General features: G+C 41.4%; 15 protein-coding genes. 6 read left to right on the top strand and 9 right to left on the bottom strand.

What is annotated here, in order from left to right:
- Positions 1-48 precede the first annotated feature (48 nt).
- Entirely contained in the window at positions 49-3,027 is a 2,979-nt protein-coding gene (locus ACFSVN_RS07955) for a protein O-mannosyl-transferase family (RefSeq protein ID WP_390300784.1), read from the bottom strand.
- 178 nt (positions 3,028-3,205) lie between these two features.
- On the opposite strand from ACFSVN_RS07955, the gene ACFSVN_RS07950 reads away from it, so the two are divergent.
- On the top strand, positions 3,206-4,744 hold the full coding sequence (locus ACFSVN_RS07950) for a sodium-dependent transporter (RefSeq protein WP_390300782.1): 1,539 nt from the start codon (positions 3,206-3,208) through the stop codon (positions 4,742-4,744).
- A 138-nt stretch (positions 4,745-4,882) separates the two neighbouring features.
- Here the strand turns inward: ACFSVN_RS07950 and lon are convergent, their stop codons facing one another.
- The 5 genes from lon to rsmB form a co-directional block, all read right to left on the bottom strand.
- Complete coding sequence (lon, locus tag ACFSVN_RS07945; RefSeq protein ID WP_390300780.1) at positions 4,883-7,423, bottom strand: endopeptidase La; 2,541 nt, start codon at positions 7,421-7,423, stop codon at positions 4,883-4,885.
- Between the two features lie 129 nt (positions 7,424-7,552).
- Positions 7,553-9,067, bottom strand: a complete 1,515-nt coding sequence (locus ACFSVN_RS07940) for a DUF5723 family protein (RefSeq protein ID WP_390300778.1) — start codon at positions 9,065-9,067, stop codon at positions 7,553-7,555.
- Between the two features lie 24 nt (positions 9,068-9,091).
- Positions 9,092-11,377, bottom strand: coding sequence for an ATP-dependent helicase (locus ACFSVN_RS07935; RefSeq protein ID WP_390300776.1), 2,286 nt, complete (start codon positions 11,375-11,377; stop codon positions 9,092-9,094).
- Positions 11,378-11,460: 83 nt separating this feature from the next.
- A complete protein-coding gene (locus tag ACFSVN_RS07930) occupies positions 11,461-14,163 on the bottom strand; it encodes a valine--tRNA ligase (protein ID WP_390300774.1) in 2,703 nt (900 codons plus the stop codon).
- A gap of 121 nt (positions 14,164-14,284) precedes the next feature.
- Positions 14,285-15,604, bottom strand: a complete 1,320-nt coding sequence (gene rsmB, locus ACFSVN_RS07925) for a 16S rRNA (cytosine(967)-C(5))-methyltransferase RsmB (protein ID WP_390300772.1) — start codon at positions 15,602-15,604, stop codon at positions 14,285-14,287.
- Between the two features lie 392 nt (positions 15,605-15,996).
- On the opposite strand from rsmB, the gene atpD reads away from it, so the two are divergent.
- The 3 genes from atpD to ACFSVN_RS07910 all read left to right on the top strand — a co-directional run bounded on the left by atpD (position 15,997) and on the right by ACFSVN_RS07910 (position 18,775).
- Positions 15,997-17,496 (top strand): F0F1 ATP synthase subunit beta, encoded by a 1,500-nt coding sequence (gene atpD / locus ACFSVN_RS07920; protein WP_390300770.1) that lies wholly within the window; start codon positions 15,997-15,999, stop codon positions 17,494-17,496.
- A 20-nt stretch (positions 17,497-17,516) separates the two neighbouring features.
- Positions 17,517-17,774, top strand: coding sequence for an ATP synthase F1 subunit epsilon (gene atpC / locus ACFSVN_RS07915; protein WP_390300768.1), 258 nt, complete (start codon positions 17,517-17,519; stop codon positions 17,772-17,774).
- Between the two features lie 101 nt (positions 17,775-17,875).
- On the top strand, positions 17,876-18,775 hold the full coding sequence (locus ACFSVN_RS07910; protein WP_390300766.1) for a hypothetical protein: 900 nt from the start codon (positions 17,876-17,878) through the stop codon (positions 18,773-18,775).
- A gap of 16 nt (positions 18,776-18,791) precedes the next feature.
- Here ACFSVN_RS07910 and ACFSVN_RS07905 read toward each other — a convergent pair whose 3' ends face one another.
- From ACFSVN_RS07905 to ACFSVN_RS07895, 3 genes are read right to left on the bottom strand one after another with little or no spacing between them, the layout of a single operon-like run.
- Entirely contained in the window at positions 18,792-21,140 is a 2,349-nt protein-coding gene (locus ACFSVN_RS07905; protein WP_390300764.1) for a penicillin-binding protein 1A, read from the bottom strand.
- Between the two features lie 14 nt (positions 21,141-21,154).
- Positions 21,155-21,916: a UDP-2,3-diacylglucosamine diphosphatase gene (locus ACFSVN_RS07900; RefSeq protein WP_390300762.1), complete on the bottom strand. Its 762-nt coding sequence runs from the start codon at positions 21,914-21,916 to the stop codon at positions 21,155-21,157.
- 2 nt (positions 21,917-21,918) lie between these two features.
- Positions 21,919-22,938: a polyprenyl synthetase family protein gene (locus ACFSVN_RS07895; RefSeq protein ID WP_390300760.1), complete on the bottom strand. Its 1,020-nt coding sequence runs from the start codon at positions 22,936-22,938 to the stop codon at positions 21,919-21,921.
- A 101-nt stretch (positions 22,939-23,039) separates the two neighbouring features.
- On the opposite strand from ACFSVN_RS07895, the gene pfkA reads away from it, so the two are divergent.
- Together pfkA and ACFSVN_RS07885 are read left to right on the top strand one after the other, a co-directional pair.
- Complete coding sequence (gene pfkA / locus ACFSVN_RS07890) at positions 23,040-24,029, top strand: 6-phosphofructokinase (protein WP_390300758.1); 990 nt, start codon at positions 23,040-23,042, stop codon at positions 24,027-24,029.
- Positions 24,030-24,032: 3 nt separating this feature from the next.
- Positions 24,033-25,319: a glucose-6-phosphate isomerase gene (locus ACFSVN_RS07885; protein ID WP_390300756.1), complete on the top strand. Its 1,287-nt coding sequence runs from the start codon at positions 24,033-24,035 to the stop codon at positions 25,317-25,319.
- Positions 25,320-25,323 lie beyond the last annotated feature (4 nt).

The following is a 25,323-nucleotide window of genomic DNA, read 5'->3' as shown; positions in this document are numbered from 1 at the left end:
TTGTGTATCCAAATATACGGCACCAAGATATAAGATTAAATGATAGAGTTAATTGAGTCCATATTGACTGATCTCCTGCTCATTCTCTTCTTTAGTTAACGGCAATTGAGGGAACGTTTGTCCCATCTGTTCGTTAACACTTTCTGCAAGATCAATTGCTTTCTCAGTTTCATCACCTTGGAAATATACATATTGAATAAGTGCCAAAGACTGACGAAGGCTTCTTATCTGTGATATATATTCCTGAGCGTTTGACTGGAGTTGATTCAACTGTGGCCTGATTTCTCTTTGAGTGCGGATGTCGCCTTGATTTCGGGCACTTTCAAATTCAATATTTAAACGGTTGAATTCAGCTTCAATTTGAGCAAAGTTATCCAAATTACTATTAAGGTCTTCTATCTGTTCTTCCTGAGCTGAACTGGCAAGCCGTATGGCATCTTCATGAGCATCTATCTGTGCATATCGAACAGCATATAAAAGTTTTAAGGTTTGATTCGTTTCATCAGCCCGGAATGGAACTTTATCCTCACCCCATTTCAACCAATATGCGGCACTGTCAGCCATACCTTGATCTTTATATTCCATAGCCAAAGCCATGAAGTTAAAGCGGTAGTTGCTGAGCATTCTTCTAATATTCTCGTCCAGGTACAGATCCGGATTATTCCATTCCCTGAATTGGAAGTTTTCTAATCTGTCGGTAAATATTTTAGTATTGATGTGCCCGTCTCTTCCTTTACCAAAATTCTTAGGAACCACACGGTAGGCTTTTCCTTCAGTTCTAAAATAATTGTGAAGGTTAAGCTGACTTTGGTCTGAAACTGTATTGGCAAAATAAACCGGACGCAGCCAGTTATTGGTTTGTAAGATATCAAGAATCAAACGATCCTGGACCTGAAGGTAATAAATTCGATTACCTTGTTGGTCTTCTCCATACAAACGTCCATTTAATCGCCAGTTTACAACATCATCAAGTGAATCAACAGGTATTTCAAAGTCAATTCCATTTTGAAGTATTGGGAGGGAAGTATCCGGTTTTACACCAATGGACTCTTTATAACTTCTGTCATCAGAGAATGCATTTCGGAGCATCTCTTTATCCACAGGTATTTCAATGGTCTGAGGTTGCCACTGACTAATTCCAGCTGTTACCCGTTCCAGTTCTTCATCCGACAATGAGATCGGAAGAGGAGCAGATTCATGTGACCACTGATCCCTGAGCTGTTTTATATACCAGTCTGTATTTAACAAACTCAGGCAAACAATTCTGACATCGGTTCTGACACCTTCAACTTCCTGCAGATACCAAAGCGGGAAGGTATCATTATCACCGTTGGTAAATAATATGGAATTTGGAGCGGTAGATTCGAGCAGGTTACGGGCATAATCAGGTGCTACGTAACGATTGCTTCGGTCATGGTCGTCCCAATTCTCAGATCCCATCCAAACCGGAGATGCCAGTAAACAGAATACAACTGCAGCATAGCCTAATAGTTTATTATTGGCATATCCTTTGATTAATTCCACTAATCCGGTTACTCCCAAACCGATCCAAATTGAAAATGCGAAAAAGGAGCCCACGTAAGCATAATCCCGCTCACGGGGTTGATAGGGGGTTTGATTCAGGAAGACAATTATGGCCAATCCTGTGACAATAAATAAGGCCATTATGGCGAGTGCCCGCTGCCAGTCAGAATTGAAGTGGTAGATCATTCCAAATAATCCCAAAATAAAAGGGATAAAGAAATAGGCGTTATTAGCTTTGTTATCAGGGTAAGCGGGTTCCTCAAAACCTGATCGCCACCCTGCATCCTGAATGTCTGCCTCCCTGCCTATAAAGTTCCAGTTGAAATACCGGAGATACATATGATTAACCTGATAATCCCAGAAGTAAGACCAGTCCGAATTATATCGTGCGTAATAATCGAGGTGATTAGGAGCCGGGGAATATCGTCTTGGAAAGAATTCCTCATTATTCCGGTCTATCTGCTGTGTATCTTCATTGAAATTATTGCCCTTCAAAATAGGGGTAGCACCATATTGCTCCCGCTTCAGATAGCTGATAAAGTCTTCAACGGTTTCCGGATCATTCTCATCAATGGGGGGGTCAGCTATAGAGCGGATCATAATCACTGAGTAGGATGAGAAACCAATGAGTATCATAGCATAACTAATGGCAATGATATTGGCGAGCCGCATTTTATTCTTTTGAGTATAATATATAGCATAGGCCACGGCTATCATTACCAAGAAAATAAAAGTAAGAGAACCTATAAGTCCATAGGTGGCATCGTCAATCCCATTTGCGATAGATGGAATATTTTGAATAGTGAAAGGGTAAATAGCAAAAAAGCTGATAACAGAAATAGCACCCATTATCAGGAAACTTTTCCATTCGAAATCATATAGCTTAAAGTAGACGATAAGTGCTACAAAAAAGAGAGCAAGAAGATTTAATAAGTGAACCCCAATGGCAATACCGAACATATAAGCAATAAGTACAAGCCACCTTTCATTGTAATCCTGATCATAATTTTCAGCCCACTTCAAGGCCAGCCACACCACAATGGAGGTAAAGAACATAGACATGGCATAAACTTCAGCCTCCACGGCACTGAACCAAAAGGTATCAGTAACAGCAAAAGTAAGTGCTCCTACCAAAGCGCCACCATACATTCCGATCTTATCCATGATATCCATGCTGTCCGGATGTCCTTTCCATTCTCTGACCAAGCGGATCACGATCAGGTATAAAAACATCACGGTTAATGCCGAAGAAAGTGCACTTATAAAGTTTATGCTTACTGCGACATAACCGGCAGGCATAAACATGGAAAAGAGTCGGCCTACGAGGGAATAGAAAGGAGCTCCCGGAGGATGATTTACCTGTAAACCGTGTGCAACAGCAATGAATTCTCCGGAGTCCCAAAAACTGGCAGTAGGAGCCAGTGTAAGGGTATAGATTACAAGAGAAACAATAAAAGCAAAAAGAGCGAGGTACTTGTTGGTGGTTTTATGATCTGAAAACATGTAATATTTTTTAACGGCTCAAAGAAATTTTTGGATATTGCTTGAATACGTTTTATGCTTGGCTCGCAATGATAAGCACAGCCTTATACTAATCAAAATCTAAGATACATAAGAATTTAAACTTCTCGCAGCTAAAACGGGAAAGTTTGCTTTGTATTTTAAAACATATTTAACACCAATGTCAGCAAATACAAACGAAAGGTTTTCTTCCAAATTAGGACTGATTCTCAGTGTATTGGGAATAGCAATTGGAACCGGTAATATTTGGCGTTTTCCAAGGATCGCCGCACAAAATGGTGGTGAAGAAGGGGCAGGAGCATTCTTATTTGCCTGGATCTGCTTCCTGCTCTTATGGTCTATACCACTTATAATTGCAGAATATGGGATGGGTCGTAATGGCCGGAAAGGGGTAGTTGGATCTTTTGTAGCTCTTATTGGTGAGAAAAAAGGCTGGTTAGGTGGTTTTGTAGGCTTCGTTGCAACAGCCATTATGTTTTATTACAGTGTCGTTGCTAGCTGGTGTCTTTATTATCTGATCACGAGTATTACAACCGCCTTACCTGCTGACCTTCAGCAAGCAAATGCCATATGGGAGGGATTTCAAGGCTCTAACTGGCCACTTGCAGGACATGCCTTTGTGATGTTTGTAGGAGGCTTTATTGTTATAAAAGGAATTTCATCTATTGAAAAAGTAAACAAGGTGCTTATTCCTTCTTTATTGTTGGTGCTTGTGGTCTCACTTTTTAAGGCACTTTCTTTGGAGGGGAGTGGTCTTGGACTTGAATACCTGTTTACCCCTGATTGGTCAACACTTAAAAGACCTCAGATCTGGCTGGAAGCTTTAACACAAAATGCATGGGATACCGGGGCTGCCTGGGGTTTGATCCTTACATACGCAGCATATATGCGTAAAACAGATGATGTCACTGTTACCGCCTTCCAGACCGGTATTGGTAATAATGTGGTTTCCTTGGTTGCTGCTATAATTATTTTCTCTACTGTGTTTGGAACTTTAAGCCCAACCATGGGTGATAGCGAGATTCTTGAGGTAATGCAAACATCAGGGCCGGCATCAACAGGTCTGACCTTTATTTGGATGCCTCAGCTATTTGCCACTATGGGTGGAGGTGGAATATTTGCCATCTTATTTTTCCTTGGTCTTACCTTTGCTGCCTTTAGCTCATTGATCTCCATGATCGAGCTTGCTGTTAAAGTATTTGTTGATATGGGAGCTGTTAGAAAAAGAGCAACTATGATCATCTGCGGAGCCGGTTTTGGGTTCGGTATTCCTTCAGCAGTTAACCTTACCTTCTTCGCAAATCAGGATTTTGTATGGGGAGTTGGATTGATGGTTTCAGGGGCATTGATATCGTATGCCGTAATTAAATATGGCACACAAAAATTCAGGGAAGAATTGATAAATACCGAAGATCGGTCAACAACACTTGGCAAATGGTGGGAGGTCATCATTAAATATGTGGTTCCTATAGAAGTGGTTACTTTATTGGGATGGTGGATGTACTTAAGTGCTGCCGAATATGCCCCGGATACATGGTACAATCCTCTTAGTACATATTCTGTAGCTACTGTAGTATTGCAATGGGGACTTGCATTAGGACTGGTTTGGTTCTTCCGAAAACGGCTGATGAATAAAATGAAGAAGAAAGAGGATACGCTGGATAAACCACCTGCATCTCCTCCAACAAAAGCTGATTAATTCTATGATTCACATTCTGGTTTGTACGCCCAGGTTCAAATAATGTAGAATCATAACAGTATATATTGCTGAATATCTTAAATAAAAAAAGCCGCAAACCCTTGAGAGTTTGCGGCTTTTTTATTTTAGTGCGAACTGTTAATCGTCTGAGTCTACAATACTGACGTCTTCAGCAGGCATTTTCCCATTACTTCCGCTTACAGCGGCCTTGTGGGATTCGCTCACCTTAAAAAACTCATGGGGATCTTGAACCGGTTCCTTTTCAAGTATGATATCCAATAGTGGCTCCATACGTTCTAAATATTGAACTTTAAGGTCACCAATAACTTCTTGTTCAATTTCGGCTACATCCTTTTCATTTTTCTTTGGCAGTAATACTTCTTTAATACCGGCTCTTTTTGCAGCCAATACTTTTTCTTTGATTCCACCAACCGGTAACACCAATCCACGGAGTGTGATCTCACCTGTCAATGCAATGGTTCCTTTCACTTTTCTCTGAGTGAAGATGGAAGCTATAGCAGACATCAATGAGACACCTGCTGAAGGTCCGTCTTTAGGTACTGCACCGGCAGGCACGTGTACGTGAAGATCCCAGTATTTGAAAGCCTCTTCCGGAATACCAATGTGATCGGAATGTGCTTTTAAATATGAAATAGCCAGCATAGCCGATTCTTTCATAACATCACCAAGCTGACCGGTAATATTAAGTTTACCTGAACCTTTGGAAACACTGGCCTCTATAAACAGGATGTCACCTCCATAAGGAGTCCAGGCTAAACCTGTAGCTACACCCGGAACAGTGGTTCGTTCTGCAGCATCACTGAAGAACTTCCGTTTACCTAAAAATTCTTCAACATCGCTTTCATCGACATCGAATTCTTCGATCTCGTTGGAAGCGATCTTGGCTGCAACACCGCGGCAAACGCCAGCTACTTGTCGCTCAAGATTTCTTACTCCTGATTCCCTGGTGTATTGATCAATAATTCTTTCAATGGCATCATCTGTAAATGAGATCTGATCCTTCTTTAATCCATTTTCTTCTATCTGTTTTGGGATCAGATATTTTTTTGCGATCTGTGTTTTCTCTTCCAGTGTATATCCACTAATATTAATGATCTCCATACGGTCTTTTAAAGGAGCCGGTATGGTATCAAGGGAATTTGCGGTAGCTATGAACATTACTTTGGATAAGTCATATTCAAGCTCTAAATAATTATCGGTAAAGGTGTTGTTCTGTTCAGGGTCTAAAACCTCCAAGAGGGCAGAAGTGGGGTCCCCGCGATAATCAGCACCTACTTTATCTATTTCATCTAACATGATCACGGGATTGCCTTTCCCGGCTTTTTTCATGGAGCGGATGATCCTTCCAGGCAAGGCTCCTATATAAGTTCTGCGATGACCTCGAACTTCTGCTTCATCACGAATACCACCCAGGCTGAATCGTTCAAACTCTCTATTTAAAGCTCTCGCAATCGACTTCCCAAGTGATGTCTTACCAACACCCGGAGGCCCGTAGAAGCAAAGGATAGGGGCCTTCATGTCTTTCTTGAGCTTCAGTACAGCTAAGTATTCGACAATACGCTTTTTAACTTTTTCAAGACCATAATGGTCTTCATCCAATACCTTCCTGGCAAATTCCAGATCCAATTTGTCTTCTGAAAATTCTTCCCAAGGGAGATCCAGTATCCATTCCACATAACTGTAAATGATGCCGTAGTTTGGAGATGCATTGGGAGTCATTTCTAATCGCTGAAGTTCTTTCTCAGCGGTCTCTTTTGCCTCATCAGGTAATTTCTTTTTAGCGAGACGGTCACGAAGTTTCTCAATGTCCTGCTGTTCAGCATCTTCTCCAAGTTCTTCCTGAATAGCCTTCATCTGCTGACGAAGGTAAAACTCTCTCTGTTGGTCATCGATATCTGACTTTACCTTGGTTCGGATCTTCTCACTCATATCCAGAACCTGAACTTCCTTCTCAAGGAATTCCATAACTTTATCCAGATTATCAGAGAATTTTCTGATCTCGAGAAGCGACTGTTTATCCGATACGGAAACATTGAGGTTCGATGAGATAAAGTTCAACAGAAATGTAGGACTGTTGATATTGTTAACTGCAATGGAAGCCTCTGATGGGATATTCGGAGACATGTTGATGATCTTACTGGCTGTCTCTTTTATGTTCCTGACGGAGGCATCAAGCTCAAGCCCTTCAATATCCATTTCTTTAGGGTAGGGCTCAACATCAGCTTTGAAGTAAGGATCGTTTTGGGTGAAATCTGTTATTTTGAAATTAGATTTACCTTGAATAACGATACTTTTACTTCCATCAGGCATTTTGATGAGCTTCAAGATCTGTGCAACGGTACCGATTTTGTGCAGATCTTTATACTCTGGTTCTTCGATATCCTCGTTTTTCTGAGTTACTACGCCTATAATTTTATCTCCTTCATAGGCCTCTTTTACGAGTGCAAGAGAACGGTCGCGACCAACAGTAATTGGCACAACCACACCCGGAAACAATACGGTATTCTTCAGTGGAAGAATGGGAAGGGAGTCGGGGATATCAGCTTCAGTGAGTTCCTTTTCCTCCTCTTCTGACATTAGAGGTATAGCTTGTTCAAAATCATCGAAGTTATCATCCGACTGGTCTAAATCCTGAAATAAATCAAAACGTTGTCTCATAAAATATGTGTCTGCAAAAATTTTTCTGTTTTATTAATCAAAGGCAAATACAAAGCCATTTCAATCATCTTATACAAACCGTCATAATCACCCGCTGCCTGTCAGTAAAGTAGGGCAAAGTGTCAGGCTTTAAAAGTGAAATTGAAGAGTAGCAGCGGCTGCTCCGGTAACTTCAGGGGTTTCAATTAATGAGTTCGGTGTAAATATTCCGGCAAGGGAGAGGTCCCATTTTTTAAATTCTAAAGCCATACCAATACTTAGGAACTCAGGTGTTTGAGCTTCGAACTGAATTCCTCCACGTAGAGGCAGGAAATTAAGGGGCCGGAGTTCCATTCCAAAGGAAGAAATAAGTTTGGTCGAATTAAATGCGTTATTTGTAAGTCCGACACTTACATCTCCCATAAGCTTGAGGCGATTGATCTCTAACAAAGCCCCACCGTGTAAAGACATGGGAAGGAGAGAGGAAAATGAGCTTTGGTCAGGAGGGTTTCCGGTAAAAGGATTATCTTCTCCAAACTGCTCAATGAAATTTATGTATTGACCTCTCGAACCTATAAAAGCTTCTCCGGCAATAGAAGTTGGCAGGTCAGATACAAGAGTAGTATCCCGAGCGGATAAAATGGAGATATCATCATTGTTGTAGGAGATGAAACCTATATCTGTCATAGAAAATGAAAGTCTCAGTGAGCGTCGGGTTGGCTGACCATCTCTTTGAATGGCTGAAAGATCTCTACCCAATGTTAGCAGGTATGTGACTCCAATATCAAGTCCGGCACCAATTCCATTTACATTGAATGAAGTTGTGGAGAAAAATTGTGTATTAGCCTGATTGATGGGAGTACCACTTAAATATGCAAGGGTTAAAGCTCCAAACTGCCCGGTGGCATTATAGGTGAAACTCTGCACTCTTTCTGAGGCTGGGTTGCCATCTAATTCCCTGTAAACGTTATTCCATTCTGCATTTTGATATCCTGTTCCTATGATCAATTTCGGAGCAATTCCAATAATAAAATTATCAAGCTTTGATGTGAGTCCTGTTAGAAACTGAAAGGATTCTGCATATCCAAAAGAGAGCTCATGCAAACTCTGATATCGGTGAATAAGAGAACGATCCAGGATAAATTCATCATCTGATGTTTGCTTGAAAGAATCGCTGTACCAACCCTGACCAACTCTAAATCTCGAGGAAGTACGTGTGCGTAAAGCAACAGAAAAAGCCCGGTCGTTTTTGAGCCATTTCAAACCTATTAAAGTAGCATCATATCTGAACTTATTATCAGAAAGTGTAGTCCCCCTTGGATAGTTAGAATCGATGATGTCGATTCGGTCATTTCCGGAAATGGATGTTTTTCCAGGGCTGTAAAGTTCAAAATAGTTCTTGGTATTCTGAAACTGTTGAGAGAGGTCGCTATAATTTTGAGTACCATCTAAATACAGACCAACAATGCCGACCCCAAAAGAGAATGATCCCGATTTGTCTTGAATCAGCAAATTGGCGGGATTATAAAAATTAGCATTATAATCGGTGATATAAGTACTTCCGCCTCCTCCGAGCGCCATATTTCGGGGAGTTAAGACGGGTTGTGCCACGCTTTCAAAAACGTACACCAACATAAAAAGCAGAATAAATAATACCTGCCGCATCAAAAAATACCTTCCAAATTTTAACTAATCAATTACCTGTAAAGGTGCCGCCCGCAGCATCAGTTTTTTTTGACCACGGTTCTTGAAAAATACAACAACTTTAGCATCTGTTCCTAATCCACTTCTGGAGATGATCTTTCCGGGACCAAACTTGTTATGAATAACTTTTGTCCCAACCTGAAAAGGGTCTTCACCATCCTCATAATCATATTGGATGGTCGCTGATGGAGACTTATAAGTTTTTTTGGTGTGAGATTGTTTCCAGTCGTAGTCTACTTCATAGTCAGAATTACCAGATGATCTGTTTTCAAATCGATCTTTCTTCTGAGTGATGGTGGCGCCTGTTTCTGTCTGAACCACACCGGCATCAACTTCATCTAAAAATCGTGATCGAGCCTGTCTGGTTTCCTCACCAAATTTAAAACGGCTTCGGCAGTGGCTGAAATACAAACGTTGCTCAGCCCGGGTAATTGCCACATAAAAAAGACGCCGTTCTTCTTCTATATCTACATCAAAGTTATCACGTGCTCCCATAGGAAAGAGATTCTCTTCAAGCCCGACAATAAAGACGACTGGAAATTCAAGCCCTTTTGATGCATGAACAGTCATCAGGGTGATCGCCGGCTTGTCCTCATCGAATTTATCGGCATCAGTGATAAGACTTATTTCCTGTAGAAACGCACTTAGTGAGGGTTTGGCTTTCCCTTTAGAGTAATACGAGATGGCATTCTGCAATTCAATGATGTTGTCTCTTCGCATCATCGATTCATGAGAATTCTCTTCAACCAGAGCTTTCATGTAGCCTGACTGTTCCAATATCGATTTGGTAACATTTACCAGCGATTCTCCATTCTCAAGATTATCTCGCAGCCGGTCGATCATATTCACAAATTCACGAACCCGGGCTTTTGCAGGTTTATAGACATCCAGCTCTTCCACATGCTGAATGATACTCCACATTGATCGTCCCTCAGACCGAGCCTGTTTTAAAATATCCTGGATCGATTTGTTCCCGATCCCCCTGGATGGTTCATTGATGATCCTGAGGAGGTTGGTCTCATCATGTGGATTGACAAGCAGTGTTAAATACGCAAGTACGTCTTTGATCTCTTTTCGTTGGTAGAATGAAAGCCCGCCAACCAATTGATAGGTCAGGTCTTTACGCCTCAGTGCTTCTTCAAATACACGCGACTGATAATTGGTTCGATATAAGATGGCAAACTCATTATTCTTGTAGCCTTGTTGCATCTTAAGATTCTGAATATGACTTGCTACCCGATTGGCTTCATCCCGTTCATCAAAGTTCTCGAGAACTGTGATCCTTTCACCATAATTCTGTTCGGTCCATAAAGTCTTATCAAGCTGCTTGGTATTTTGCTTGATGATGGAATCGGCACATTGCAAAATGGCTTTTGTAGATCGGTAATTCTGCTCTAAGGGAACCTGAGTGGCATTCTCATAATCTTCCTTGAAGTTCAGGATGTTGGAAATATCGGCTCCGCGGAAGGAATAAATACTCTGGGCATCATCGCCTACCACACAAATGTTTCGGTATTTGTCGGCCAGCATCTTGGTTACTTTATACTGAGCATGATTGGTATCCTGATACTCATCAATCAATATATATTTGAAACGATCCTGGTACTTCTCCAGGATATCCGGGTGTTCCTGAAACAACTCGATCGGCTTTACCAGCAGATCATCAAAGTCCATGGAATTGCTCTGTTTCAGTCGCTTGTTGTAGATCTTATACACCCGTGCGGTAATATCATCAAGCGTACTGCTGACAAATTTTTCCTGGTAGGTATCGGCTTGAATCAATTGATTTTTTGAGTCACTGATCTTGTTGTGGATGGTTTTTGGCTTAATCTCTTTTGGATCAAAATTAAGTTCCTGAAGGATCTGCTTCACAACGGTTTGAGAATCATTGGAATCATAGATCGTAAAGTCTGCGCCATACCCGATCTTGTCGGCTTCAAATCTCAGGATCTTGGAGAAGATTGAGTGAAAGGTTCCCATCCATAACTTTTTCCCTTTGTCTCCGATCAAATTCTGAATACGGTCCTTCATTTCCCGGGCCGCCTTGTTGGTAAAGGTGAGAGCAAGGATTTGTTCAGGAGCGGCTTTATACTGTTGAAGCAGGTAGGCGATCCGGTATGTGAGTACGCGGGTTTTACCGGAGCCGGCACCGGCTACAATTAATAGGGGGCCATCTGTATGGGTTACCGCTTTTAACTGCTGCTCGTTCAGCGTGGAAAGAAAATCCGGCCGTCCCTTGGGTTCTTCTGATGGAAGTGAAAATGTTTTCATAATATTATTTAACCACGGAAGATACAGGCCTCACTGAGTATTATGAACTCATGCAACTCTGTAATCCTCAGTGAACTCTGTGGTTACTCTTCAAAATCCTTCAACTGTTCCCGTAATTTTTCGAGACTGTCTTCGGTATCTGTTTTCTTTTTCTTCTCTTTCTCGACAACGTCATCAGGAGCGTTATTTACAAATCCGGCATTGTTCAGTTTGCCATTAATACCCTTAAGAAAACCTTCAAGCCGGTCAATTTCTTTTTGGATACGCTCACGTTCTTTCTCAAAATCTACCAGGCCTTCCAAGGGGACATAGATTTCGTTTCCATCAACCATGGAAGAAGAATAGACTGTTGGTTTTTCAATTTCAGTGCCAACGGATAAAGATTTAATACTCTCCAGCTTCTCTAAAACTATTCGATTTTCTAAGATCTCATCCGCTATATCTTGCTGTTTTGTCTGAATCAATACATCTAATTCTTCCTTAGGAGAAACATTCACCTCTGAGCGAATATTACGTAACGAAGAAACCATTTCCTGTAATGTGCCGAAAAGCTTGATGTCGTTTTCATTTAATCTTGATTTATCCACTTCAGGCCATTGTGAAACCAATAACGCTTCTTCAGTGGAACGCTCCTGAATATGCTGCCAGATCTCTTCACTGATAAAAGGCATAAAAGGGTGGAGGAGCTTCATCAATTGCTCAAAAAATCCTAAAGCCGTATTCAGTTTTTCTTTAGGAATGTTTTGCCCGTATTCTTCCGGCTTGGCAAGCTCAATATACCAATCGCAGAAGTCATCCCATATTAGCGAGTAGACTTTCTTAATAGCATCATTCAGCTTGTACTTATCGAAGTCTTCATTAACTCCGGCAATGGTCTGCTGAATGCGGGCAGCCATCCATCGGTCGGAAATATCCTCTTGGTTGATGGAGATGGTTGGTTCGTATTTCACACCTTCTTCCATATTCATGGTAAGGAAGCGAAAGGCATTCCATACCTTATTGGAAAAATTTCGGCCTTGTTCGCAAAGCTTTTCATCGAAGGGGAGGTCGTTTCCGGCGGGAGTAGCAAACAACATTCCCATGCGTATTCCATCCGCTCCGTATTTATTAATAAGCTCCAGCGGATCGGGCGAATTCCCAAGACTTTTGCTCATCTTGCGGCCTTTCTTATCACGTACAATACCGGTGTAATATACATTGTCAAACGGTTTGTCTCCTTTGTACTCATAGCCGGCAATAATCATACGCGCCACCCAGAAAAACATGATCTCAGGAGCCGTTACCAAGTCTTTGGTAGGGTAGTAATAGTCTAATTCTTTGTTGGGTTTTCCGGTTCGGATATATTCCGGATCAAAAACCGAAATGGGCCACAGCCAGGAAGAGAACCAGGTATCCAGCACGTCTTCATCCTGGCTCAGGTCAGAAATTTTTAAATCTTTATTGTTAGTTTTCTCCTGAGCTTTCTTCAGGGCTTCATCTTCAGACTTTGCTACCACAAAATCCTCTTCGCCTTCTCCATAATAATAAGCAGGAATTCGATGCCCCCACCAAAGCTGTCGGGAAATACACCAATCACGCACGTTTTCCATCCAGTGCCGGTAGGTGTTCTTGAATTTCTTCGGGTGAAATTCGACCGTATCATCCATTACATTATCGAGAGCGGGCTGAGCCAGTTCTTTCATGGAAACCCACCATTGCAAAGAAAGTCTTGGTTCTATCACCACGTCGGTTCTTTCGGAATAGCCGACTTTGTTTTTATAATCCTCTACTTTTATCAGGAGATCAGCTTCTTCAAGGTCTTTGGAAATTTTCTTGCGAACATCAAAACGGTCCATGCCGATATAAAGCTCACCTTCTTCGCTAACTGTCCCATCTTCATTCAGCATGTTGATAGTCTCAAGGCCATGCTTCTGACCGATATTATAATCGTTTTCATCGTGAGCCGGAGTGATCTTCAGACAACCGGTTCCAAATTCCATATCTACATAATCATCCTCGATGATTGGTACCTGGCGATTCACCAACGGTACGATCACTTTCTTGCCTTTCAGATGTGTATACCGCTCATCATCCGGATTTATACACACAGCGGTGTCACCAAGTAAAGTCTCAGGTCGAGTAGTGGCGATAGTCACAAAATCTTCCTCGCCAACGATCTTGTACTTTATGTGATAGAGCTTGGAATTCACTTCCTTATGAATCACCTCTTCGTCACTGAGAGCTGTTTTTGCAGCCGGATCCCAGTTGATCATCCTTGCACCGCGATAGATCTTTCCTTTTTCGAACAGATCGATGAAAACATCGATCACGCTCTCAGAATACTCGGGATCCATAGTGAAATTGGTACGATCCCAGTCACAACTGGTTCCTAATTTCTTGAGTTGTTCAAGGATGATACCGCCATGCTCATGTGTCCATTCCCATGCGTGTTCGAGAAATTCACCTCTTCCGAGATCACTTTTTTTGATGCCTTTCTCGCGAAGACGGCGAACTACCTTGGCTTCTGTAGCAATGGATGCGTGGTCGGTACCGGGAACCCAACAAGCATTATAGCCCTGCATCCGCGCTCTTCTAACCAACACATCCTGAATGGTGTTGTTGAGCATATGTCCCATATGTAATACACCTGTTACGTTGGGAGGAGGGATGACTACAGTGAAAGATTCTCGGTCATCCGGCTCAGAATGGAAATAATTGTTCTCCATCCAATGCTGATACCATTTATCCTCAACTTTAGAGGCGTCGTATTGTGCAGGAATTTCTTGTGGATTCTTTTCTGAACTCATAGATCGTAATCGGATAACAAAATTTAAATAAAACTACTGTTGAAAGAATATCAGGACTCAAAACCCAGAATTCAGAATGAAGGGTTCTTACTCCTGTATTCTGATTTCAGAGTTCTTGTACTTACTTCACTCGTTTCAAAAGTACGCCGAAGTGACCGTCACAGCCATGTGTGTGTGGGAAAGTCTGATAGGATTTCCCGTCTTCAGCCAAAACTTCCTCAGGCAGGTAATCTTCCAAAGGCTCCAACTCAAAGTTGTCCATTTTGGATAAGAATTTTTCGATCTGCTCCATATTCTCTTCAGGCTCTAACGAACAGGTGCTGTAAACCAGTCGGCCACCACGTTTAACCATGTTAGCAGCTTCTTCAAGTAATTCTTCCTGGAGGGCAGCAGCTTTCTTCAACCCTTCTTCATCACGTCTCCAGCGGAGATCAGCACGTTTACTCAGAACACCCGTACCGGTACATGGTGCATCCAGAAGTACTGCATCTGCCAGACCTAGTGATACTTCCAAAACATCTCCTCCTTTTATCTTGATGTTTTCAGCTCCGTAGTTCAAAGCACTCTCAGCTAACATTTTCAGTCTTTCGGAAGAAATATCGACGGAGGTGATCTCACCTTCACCTTGCATCAGATCTGACATCATGATCGATTTTGTTCCGGGAGCTGCGCAGAGGTCAAATACTTTCTCGCCAGGCTGGGGGTCTAAAATGGTAGGGGCAAATCCGGCAGCGATATCCTGAACTAAACAAATTCCTTTAGCAAGCAATCCCTTTTCAATAAAAGATTGAACGGAATCTACTTTATAGTAATAGGGAAGCCAGTCGCTAGCTTCAAAATCAACATCCATTTTTTCCATACGGAGTTCAAAATTCTCCGGCTTAGTTCGCAGGCTGTTTACCCGCACATAATAATGAGGGCGAGAATTATTAGCTTGCATCAGTTTAAAAGCTTCACGCTCACCAAAACGTTCTCTCCAGCGGGCAACCATCCATTCTGGATGAGAAAAGGAAGTAGCTACTAATTTGTTCCTGTCTTTATAGGCTGGTTTTGGAAGCTTATCACGATCTCTTTGGAGATTACGCATAATGGCATTGACCAGATCACCGGTTTTTGAACCGAGTTTCATTTTCGCGATCTCAACAGCTTCGTTTATGGCTGCATAATCCGGAGTACTATCCATAAAAAGCATATCATAAATAGCGAGGCGAAGGATGTTTTTTAATCCCGGCTTCATTTCCGCAACAGAAACACTGGAAAATTCATCGATCAGAAAATCGAGATAACTTCTTTTACGTAATATATTTTGTACGTATTCCCGAACTTGTGCTCTCTCACGAGTTTCTAAATCGTTTGCATGGGCAAAGTCGAGTATCTGCTTTTCATCAAATTCAATGAGAATGTCTATACTTACCGAGCGTTCTGAAATTTCAGTTTCCAAAGGAGTCGAGTTTTTAAAAATTGTGGTTACCTGCTACAAAAAAAGGTGATTAAGCTCACCTTTTTCCGGTTGATTCAATAAAAGAAGTCACGGTTAAAGGCGTAACTTTAATAGCTTATAAAGATAAAAGTTTAACGCCGGACTTGCTAATGATAACTGCTGTGTTTTGCAGGTTTTTTTTAATGAAATAATAAAAGTGTCTTGGGTTTAGTGTTTATTTCTTCTTTTTCCACTCAAAGCCTCTCAGATTGCGATAGGGTGGGGTTAATATTTACCTACTTTTTTCGTTGCCTCTCTTTATGTATCTCCCTATCTTTACCAGCCTTTGCAGTAGTGCATTAATAAGGCTGCTAATTATCAAAGCAAAAACTAACAAAATCGCGATTTAGCACATGAATAAAGGAAAGATAGCACAGGTAATTGGACCTGTAGTTGATGTTGATTTTTCAGACAGTAAAACTCCCGCTGTTCTCAATGCTCTTGAAATTGAGATGACAGACGGCTCAACCCTAACGCTTGAGGTTGCTCAGCACCTTGGTGAAGATCGTGTGCGTACTATCGCGATGGACTCTACCGATGGACTTGTTCGTGGTATGGATGTAACTGATACCGGAAAGGCTATCTCAATGCCTGTTGGTGAAGATATCCGAGGCCGGCTGTTTAATGTAGTAGGTGCCTCCATTGACGGCATCGATGCTCCGGAAGGAAAAAACTCTTATCCAATTCACCGTGATGCACCTGCTTTTGATCAATTGGCAACATCTACCGAGATGCTTGAAACCGGGATCAAAGTGGTAGACTTGCTTTGCCCTTATGCCAAAGGTGGAAAGATCGGATTATTCGGTGGTGCCGGTGTAGGTAAAACCGTATTGATCCAGGAATTGATCAATAATATCGCGAAAGAGCACGGTGGACTTTCTGTGTTTGCCGGTGTAGGTGAGCGTACCCGTGAAGGAAATGACCTTCTTCGAGAATTCCTTGAATCAGGAATTATTAATTATGGCGATGAATTTAAAGAGTCTATGGAAGCAGGTGAGTGGGATCTGTCTAAAGTGGACAAAGAGAAATTAAAAGAATCTCAGGCTACACTGGTATTCGGTCAGATGAACGAACCTCCTGGAGCCCGTGCACGAGTAGCACTTTCCGGATTGACTGTTGCCGAGTATTTCCGTGATGAAGTATCACGTGACATCCTTCTTTTCATTGACAATATTTTCCGATTTACACAGGCCGGTTCTGAAGTGTCTGCACTTCTTGGACGTATGCCTTCTGCGGTAGGTTATCAGCCAACACTGGCTACTGAAATGGGTGACCTTCAGGAGCGTATTACTTCTACCAAAGACGGATCTATTACATCGGTTCAGGCTGTTTATGTACCTGCCGATGACTTGACTGACCCTGCTCCGGCAACAACCTTTACTCACTTAGACGCCACTACGGTACTTTCCCGTGCGTTGACACAGATCGGTATTTATCCTGCGGTAGATCCTTTAGATTCTTCGTCAACCATCCTGGATCCTAAAGTTGTAGGACAGGAACATTATGATGTTGCTAACCGGGTAACCCGACTGCTTCAGAACTACAAAGATCTTCAGGATATCATTGCCATCTTGGGTATGGATGAACTTTCAGATGAAGATAAATTGGTAGTAAGCCGTGCACGTCGTGTTCAGCGTTTCTTATCACAAAACTTCCACGTGGCCGAGCAGTTTACCGGTCAGCCGGGTGTTTATGTGAAAGTAGATGAAACTATTCGTGGCTTCAAGATGATCCTGGATGGTGAATTAGATCATCTTCCTGAAAGTGCTTTCTACATGGTAGGAAACATTGATGAGGCGATCGAAAAAGGCGAGAAGTTACTTGCTGAAGCTGAAAAAGAAGAAGCTGCTTAATTAACTTTTAGAACCCGATCATGAGCACATTTAACGCACAGATACTTACACCAAATGGCTCTCTCTTTCAGGGAGAGGTAAGTGGGGTGAAATTACCTGGAACCCAAGGAAGCTTTGAAGTCAAAGCCAATCACGCTCCTATAGTATCTACTTTAGAAAAAGGGAATGTGTTGGTTAGAAAAGCTGATGGTGATACCACTTATGCTATTTCAGGTGGATTTGTCGAGGTCAATAATAACAAATTGACGCTTTTGGCTGAATCTGTAGAAGAAGCCTGATAGCAGTACATAGTTAAATTTTAAAGCCTCATACAATTATTTGTATGAGGCTTTTTTTATATCCAAAGCAATTATATTCCTTAAAAGCATACATATCGACTATGAAGAATTTACTATTTGTTTTAATTGGGATACTTCCTCTGCCTATTTTTGCTCAGCAACAACCTGATATGTCTTTTGAATTTTCAATTACAGAACCTGCCTATGAAAAAGGGGCAGGCCCAATGCTGTGTATAGATTCGGCCCATAACAACCTCCACACGCTCGAAAGTGGATTTTCCCCATTTGCAAGAGTTATGAGGGAGGATGGGTATAAGTTTAAAGATGTGGACTATTTATTGGATGAAGAGGTCCTGCCATGGGAGTGTGCAGTTTTTATTATTGTTAATCCGCTTCATGAAAGCAACTTAGGGAATTGGGTACTTCCTAATCCCTCTGCATTTTCAGAACAGGAGATAGCGAACTTGAATAAATGGGTAGAAGAAGGTGGATCGTTATTTTTGATCGCAGACCACATGCCCTTTGCCGGTGCAGCCTATAATTTAGCTGATTCATTTGGATTCAGGTTTCGAAATGGTTTTGCAACGCTGGCTAAAGAAGATAATCAACCGGATCTGTTTAGTATTGAAAATGGACGATTACTGAAAAGTCCTGTATCAGGAAATGAAGTTACGAGCGTGACTACTTTTACAGGTTCAGCTTTCACATATCCTGAAGCTGCTATTCCTGTTCTTGTTTTTAAGAGGGGAGACTACAGCCTGGAACCTGAAGTAGCCTGGCAATTTGATGAAGATACCAAAACGGTGGAATTGGGTAATTATACGCAAGGAGCAATCATGGAATATGGTGCAGGTAAAATTGCTGTATTTGGTGAGGCCGCCATGTTTACCGCTCAAAAGATCCAGACTCCACAGGGGGAATTCAAAATAGGACTAAACAATAGAGATCTTGCTCCCCAAAATCTCTTATTCCTTTTAAATCTCGTACACTGGCTGGATTGATAAAATTGTTTATCAACTACCAACCAATCCTGCCTTTATCCTGATCTTTAATGAGTTCATTCCGGGTCTCATTGGGATCTTCCGGCATCACAAATCCGGGTGGCGGATCAAATGCGTCATATTTCCAATAAGTGTCTTCATCATTAGTAGCATAGTTGATGAACTGACCGACTATAGGAAGTGCAGTTCTTGCACCCTGTCCAATACTAACGCTACTTGGTATGTTCTGGTTGAACCTGATCCTTCGGTCTTCACCTCCAACCCAGGCACCCATTACCAAATGAGGCATCATTGCAACAAACCAGTTATCAGCGGCATCATTGGTAGTCCCGGTTTTTCCGGCTACATCTTGCCGTACTCCGTAGGTATTTCTAAGCCGAACTCCCGTTCCATAAAAATCCTCTCCGCCTCTTATAACACCTCTAAGCATGTCCGTTATAATATATGCGGTCTCCGGGCTGATTACTTCGGAGGTATAATCAGGATGAAATTCCTGTAAAATATTGCCTTCTTTGTCTTCAATTCGTGTAATGGCAATAGGTTCAATATGTACGCCGGCGTTCGCAAAAGTAGTGTATGCACTGGTAAGTTCAAGTAACGAAACACGTGCAGTTCCCAAAGCTATGGAAGGGAAGGCGGGGGTATCACTCATGTCAATTCCCAGATTGGATGCCATGTCTTTGATCTTACGGGCAGCAGGGTCTAATTCCCAAAGTTTATTGGTTCCCGGTGCTCCGGCAATTTCAGGAAGAAGACGAACAGTTACGTTGTTCATACTGCGTGCAAGTGCTTCTCTGAGTGAAACATCTACAGGTCCTTCCGCAACAGTTTTATCTTTAGGATTCCATATATCTCCTTTACGATCATAGAATGAGGTCGGAAATTTGGAGAATTTGTGATAGGGCTTATACCCATTATCTATGGCTACAGCGTAAACAAAGGGTTTGAAAGTAGAGCCTGCCTGTCTTCGGGATTGATACACATGATCATACTGAACATTACCATAATCGGTACCGCCCACCCAAGCTAAGATATTGCCATTAGCCGGTTCAATTGCTACAAAACTGGCTTGAAGCCGCGTGCGTGCTTTCTTGACAGAATCAACATAGGCGGTGTCAGCAAAAAGAGAATCAAAAACGACTTGTTCTATTTTGGTATCATATTTTGCAAAACCATTTTTGTAACGATCGGTTTCACGCATGAAACTTCGAAGGAAAAGTGGAAATTCTTCCCAAAGAATGTCCATGTATTCATCACTTCCGGATGAGGTCCATTCACGCTCAAAAATACTTTGCAAGGAATCTAGTTTAGTCTTAACCGCGCGTTCAGCATGCTTCTGTAATTTTGAGTCGATGGTTGTGTAAATTACCAATCCATCTTTGTATAGATCATAGCCGTTTTCTTCCAGCCATGGATTTACTTTTTGACGCACATACTCTCCAAAATACCTGCTCTGTCTTCCGGTCTTAAAGGGAGGGTGATAATCGAGTTCGATCACCTGCTCTGTGAGAACTTCATGTTCACTTTGTGTAAGGAAATTCCGCTTATACATCTGACCGAGGACAATATCCCTTCGGGTTTTGGAGCGTTCCGGAAATATTCTTGGGTTATAGGCATAAATAGCTTTAAGCGAGCCTATCATTACAGCAGCTTCAGTGATGGTCAATTCTTTTGCTGGTTTCCCAAAATGTGTTTGGGCTGCTGCTTCAATACCAAAGGTGGAGTTTGGAAACTCCACGGTATTCAAATACATCTCGGCTATCTCTCGCTTTGTATATCTGCGTTCTAGTTGTATAGCAGTTATCATTTCACGGAATTTCCTGGAAACCGAAAACTCCTGTCCGATCTTTTTATACAAATTTCTCGCTAACTGTTGGCTTATGGTGGAGGCTCCTTGCCATCGACCATTTATCAGGTGCCAGGGAATAGCCAGTGTTCGAAACATATCCATACCCCAGTGGTTATAAAATCTATGGTCCTCTGTAGCGACCAAAGCATCAATTACATGGGGAGAAATTTCATCATAGCGAACCCATTTCCGATTCTCTGTAAAATACTTATCGAGTGTCACACCATCCCGACTTCGAACTTCTGAGGCAATTGCTGTTTCAGGATTTTCAAATTCGTCAGCTGAGGGAAGTCCCTGAAAGAGATAGAATACATAACCTGTAACAAGGAGTAATATAAATCCGGCAGCCATGCCAGACCATTTTACTATGGTATTGAAATAAGGATTTTTATTCCCGGAGGGAGATCCTTGCGGATCTGTATTCCTTTCCTTTCGTTCTTGTAGAATTTTTTTACGGTACTCGGGATCGTTGAAATACCGTTTATGATCAATAGGTTCTTTTTTATCGTCACTCATAATGTTGATTTATTTCACTCGAAAGGTATAAAATTTTTCGATGCCGCTTCCCATGTAACGAGACTTAATCCTGTATTGTTATATAAAGCCATCGTTCTGTGATTAAAAAACGTACCAAGGTTTATATAGCATCCTCTGGAAAATGTTTCCATCCTTGGAACATGGTCATGACCACTTATAATATAGTCCAAGTTGTGCTTACTGAAGATCTTTTTGGCTTGCCGGTTCAAAGGCTCCGGATTATGATTGTCTTTTCTACGGGTAAAAGAAGAAAATGCTTTCATAGTTGCCAGCCCTAATTCAGGAGATAACATCTTTTGATAAGTTCGCACAAATGTATCGTTACGTAACAGTTTATGGAATGCAGCCCTGGGGAAATCGATCTTAGCTGCGGCTACTCCGTCACCATGCATTAACAAAACTCGTTTTTCTGCGATCTCCTTTAGCCTGAAATTTGATTCCAGGTCGAATCCACGATCCTTAAAATGGCCAAAAGTCCAGTTGTCATGATTCCCTGTGATAAAAAGAGCCGGAGTTACAGTTCTGTTATAGTCTTCAAAAGCGTCCAAAACTTTCCTTCCAAGATCGGGGACAAATCCTTTTTCTGGATATTCCATCCAGTAATCAAAAAGATCTCCTAAAATATTAATTTCAATTCTTTCCCTTTTACAATGCTTGATCAGGGCTATCAGATCTTCTTCGATCTGCTTATTGGTATTTGCTGAAAATGCACCAAGATGTACATCTGATATAAAAAGGTGCTGCTCAAAACTCATTATTATTTCTTTCGCGTAATTACAAATTGTATGAGATCAGCAAAGTCTTGCTTTGCAGGTGATAAGGGCACGGAATTCAAGCTATCGATGGCTTTATTAGCATAATCGTACATGGTTTGCTTTGCGTATTTCATTCCTCCATTTTCGTGAACAAAATCTACGATCTCATCAATATTATTTGTTGATTTTTTCCGCTTTTTCATAAGTGCTCTAATGTGTGCGGACTTCCTTTTTGGGGCGTGTTCAAGAGCTTTGATCAATGGAAGTGTAACCTTTCTTTCTTGAATATCATTTCGAGTGGGTTTACCAATATCATCCATGCCGTAATCAAACAGATCGTCGCGGATCTGAAATGCGATTCCTATACACATTCCGATCTCTCTCATTGTTTCATGGATATTTTCATCATCAGTCACCGAAACGGCTCCGCACTCGCAACAAGTAGAAATAAGGCTTGCTGTTTTTTCTGAGATGATCTGGAAATAGCGGTCTTCGGTCATATTAAAAAGCCCGGCAGTTTTGAGCTGACGAAGTTCACCTTCACTCATTTTCTGAACAGCCCGTGATTGCACTTCAAGTAAATTATGCTCTTTATTTTCCAAGGCAATTAGTAATCCTTTTGACAAAAGATAATCACCTAACAATACACCGGCTTTATTTTTCCAGATCTTATTGATGCTCACAAATCCCCGTCTACTGTCAGCTTCATCTACTACATCATCATGAATAAGGGTAGCAGTATGCAAGAGTTCGATCATGGTTGCTGCAACATAACTTCGGTTATTGATCTCTCCGAATAAGTTGGCTGTCATAAAAACAAGCGTTGGGCGAAGCTCTTTCCCTTTTTGTCGTAATAGGTAGTTAATGATCTGGTCGAGTAAGAATACGTCTGACTTGATGGTCTCCTTAAAAAAATTCCTGAACTCCGATAAATTTTCCGAAACTGGAGTAGTGATTTCTTTTAAAGTTTTTCTATTAACGGTCTCGGAATTTATATGTTCTAACTCTTGGTTATCGATCATCAATTGTGGTGAAATTTTCTTAAACTTGGCCGTGTAATAATTTACTGATAATACGGAACAATTATTTACTCTCAATAACTCACTCACACTCATTTAATTTTATGTCAACAGATATTGTCAATGTTAAAACCATTGGAGTTTTAACAAGTGGAGGAGACTCTCCAGGAATGAATGCAGCGATAAGGGCTGTGGTACGTGCCTCCGCCCAAAATGATGTTTCAGTTTATGGTATCAAGCACGGATACTATGGCTTGATCAACGATGAATTTATAAAAATGGATACCCATTCAGTATCTAATATCATTCAGCGAGGGGGTACGATTTTGAAATCTGCCCGGTCTGATGAATTTTATACTGAATCAGGCAGGAAAAAAGCCGCTGAAAATTTAGAAAAATATGGTATTGATGCCTTGATAGTAATTGGAGGTGACGGGACATTTACAGGGGCTAATAAACTTAGCAAGGAACACAACATTAATGTGGTTGGTATACCTGCAACGATTGATAATGATATCATAGGTACAGATGAGACCATTGGATACGATTCTGCTTTGAACACAGCATTGGATGCCATTGACAAGATTAGAGACACAGCTGATGCCCATGAGCGAATGTTCCTTGTTGAGGTTATGGGAAGGGATACCGGTTTTATTGCTCTTGAAACAAGTATCGCAAGCGGCGCTGAGTTAGCTTTGTTACCCGAAGAACTGACCAATATTAAGGAAGTTAAAAGGCAGCTTCATGAAATGCTTAAACAACAACGCAGAAGTAGTTTAGTCGTAGTAGCGGAAGGAGATGAAACAGGAGGCGCCGTGAAATTGGCGGAAAAAATTAAAGATGATTTTGCTCAATATGACATGAGGGTATGTATTTTAGGTCATATTCAAAGAGGCGGATCTCCAACAGCCCGGGATCGGGTTTTGGCCAGCCGTTTGGGAGCTGCAGCAGTGAAGGTATTGAAAGAAGGTCATAGTGAAGTGATGGTTGGTGTAGTGAATAATGCGCTGAAAATTACGCCGCTTAGGGTTGCAATTTCTAAAAAGAAAGAAATTGATCATAGATTAATAGACTTAGCAAAAGTACTCAGGTAATACATGATTAAATGTGATATTGGTTTCGCACGGAAGTTCATTGAAGACGATGCTTATTTTAAGGCTCGTAAAAAAGCTGACAATGCACTTGATCAGCTAAGAGATAAAACCGGCCCAGGCTCGGAATGGTTGGGATGGAGAGATATCCTTGCTGATCCGAATGATGCAGAGCTTGAACAAATAGGTTCCTTGGGAGAGGAAATACGCGCTAAAGCGGATGTATTTATTGTCTGCGGAATTGGAGGATCCTATCTTGGAGCAAAAGCTGTTATTGATGCTCTTTCACCTCATTTTGGGAGCAACGGCCCGGAAATATTATTTGCAGGCCATCATATAGGAGGTAAGTATTTAGAGGAAATGCTTACCTATTTGAAGGAGCCAAAAGAGGATGGTTCCGCAAAGAATATCTACCTGAACGTGATCTCCAAGTCTGGTTCAACTCTTGAAACAGCTCTTGCCTTCAGAATACTTCGTGAGCTACTGGAGAAAATGTATGGAGAGGACTCATCAGAGCATATCATTTGTACCACAAGTAAAGAGCGTGGCTTACTCAATAAAGTCATCGATGAAAAAGGATATCGTAAATTTATAATTCCTGAGGATGTTGGTGGTCGTTACTCTGTGCTTACCCCCGTTGGATTATTACCTATAGCCGTAGCAGGAATTGATATCAGAACGTTATTTTATGGAGCCGTTTCTGCATATAATCAATACGAAGACAATGCAGAAGATCTATTGGAGTATGCAGCCCTAAGAAATGCGATTCATGAATCCGGGAAAACCATAGATGTTTTTGCCACTTTTGAACCTGAACTCACATCTTTGGGAGGTTGGATACAACAGTTATTAGGTGAAAGTGAAGGGAAGGAAGGGAAAGGGATATTTCCTACTGTTGCTACCTTTTCTACCGACCTGCATAGTCTTGGTCAATTTATTCAGCAAGGTCAGCGCAGCCTCATGGAAACATTTATTATTGTTGAAAAGCCATTTTCTAAACTCAGGGTTAATGAAATAGAGGGTGATGGAGATAACTTGAATTACCTGGCTGGCCGATCATTCCATGAAATAAATACCAAAGCCAGAGAAGGAACAACAGAAGCTCACAGTGAAGGAGATGTTCCTATCGTTAGAATTTCAATGGAGACACTTAACGCTGAAAATATTGGAAAGCTTATTTATTTTTTTGAATTGCTAACGGGAATATTTGTGTATAGTCTTGGGGTAAATCCCTTTAATCAGCCCGGAGTAGAAGATTATAAGAAAGCCATGTATCGACTACTTGGTAAATAACTAA

The sequence above is a fragment of the Gracilimonas halophila genome (assembly GCF_042684365.1).
GTDB lineage: Bacteria > Bacteroidota > Rhodothermia > Balneolales > Balneolaceae > Gracilimonas > Gracilimonas halophila.
The sequence above is the reverse complement of the archived record's forward strand: the minus strand, read 5'-3'. Positions and strand labels throughout refer to the sequence as shown.

Excerpts from the sequence above, each read along its gene's own strand:
- ACFSVN_RS07955 (WP_390300784.1), bottom strand. The coding sequence starts at position 3,027 with ATGTTTTCAGATCATAAAACCACCAACAAGTACCTCGCTCTTTTTGCT.
- ACFSVN_RS07950 (WP_390300782.1), top strand. The coding sequence starts at position 3,206 with ATGTCAGCAAATACAAACGAAAGGTTTTCTTCCAAATTAGGACTGATT.
- lon (WP_390300780.1), bottom strand. The coding sequence starts at position 7,423 with ATGAGACAACGTTTTGATTTATTTCAGGATTTAGACCAGTCGGATGAT.
- ACFSVN_RS07940 (WP_390300778.1), bottom strand. The coding sequence starts at position 9,067 with ATGCGGCAGGTATTATTTATTCTGCTTTTTATGTTGGTGTACGTTTTT.
- ACFSVN_RS07935 (WP_390300776.1), bottom strand. The coding sequence starts at position 11,377 with ATGAAAACATTTTCACTTCCATCAGAAGAACCCAAGGGACGGCCGGAT.
- ACFSVN_RS07930 (WP_390300774.1), bottom strand. The coding sequence starts at position 14,163 with ATGAGTTCAGAAAAGAATCCACAAGAAATTCCTGCACAATACGACGCC.
- atpD (WP_390300770.1), top strand. The coding sequence starts at position 15,997 with ATGAATAAAGGAAAGATAGCACAGGTAATTGGACCTGTAGTTGATGTT.
- atpC (WP_390300768.1), top strand. The coding sequence starts at position 17,517 with ATGAGCACATTTAACGCACAGATACTTACACCAAATGGCTCTCTCTTT.
- ACFSVN_RS07910 (WP_390300766.1), top strand. The coding sequence starts at position 17,876 with ATGAAGAATTTACTATTTGTTTTAATTGGGATACTTCCTCTGCCTATT.
- ACFSVN_RS07905 (WP_390300764.1), bottom strand. The coding sequence starts at position 21,140 with ATGAGTGACGATAAAAAAGAACCTATTGATCATAAACGGTATTTCAAC.
- ACFSVN_RS07900 (WP_390300762.1), bottom strand. The coding sequence starts at position 21,916 with ATGAGTTTTGAGCAGCACCTTTTTATATCAGATGTACATCTTGGTGCA.
- ACFSVN_RS07895 (WP_390300760.1), bottom strand. The coding sequence starts at position 22,938 with ATGATCGATAACCAAGAGTTAGAACATATAAATTCCGAGACCGTTAAT.
- pfkA (WP_390300758.1), top strand. The coding sequence starts at position 23,040 with ATGTCAACAGATATTGTCAATGTTAAAACCATTGGAGTTTTAACAAGT.
- ACFSVN_RS07885 (WP_390300756.1), top strand. The coding sequence starts at position 24,033 with ATGATTAAATGTGATATTGGTTTCGCACGGAAGTTCATTGAAGACGAT.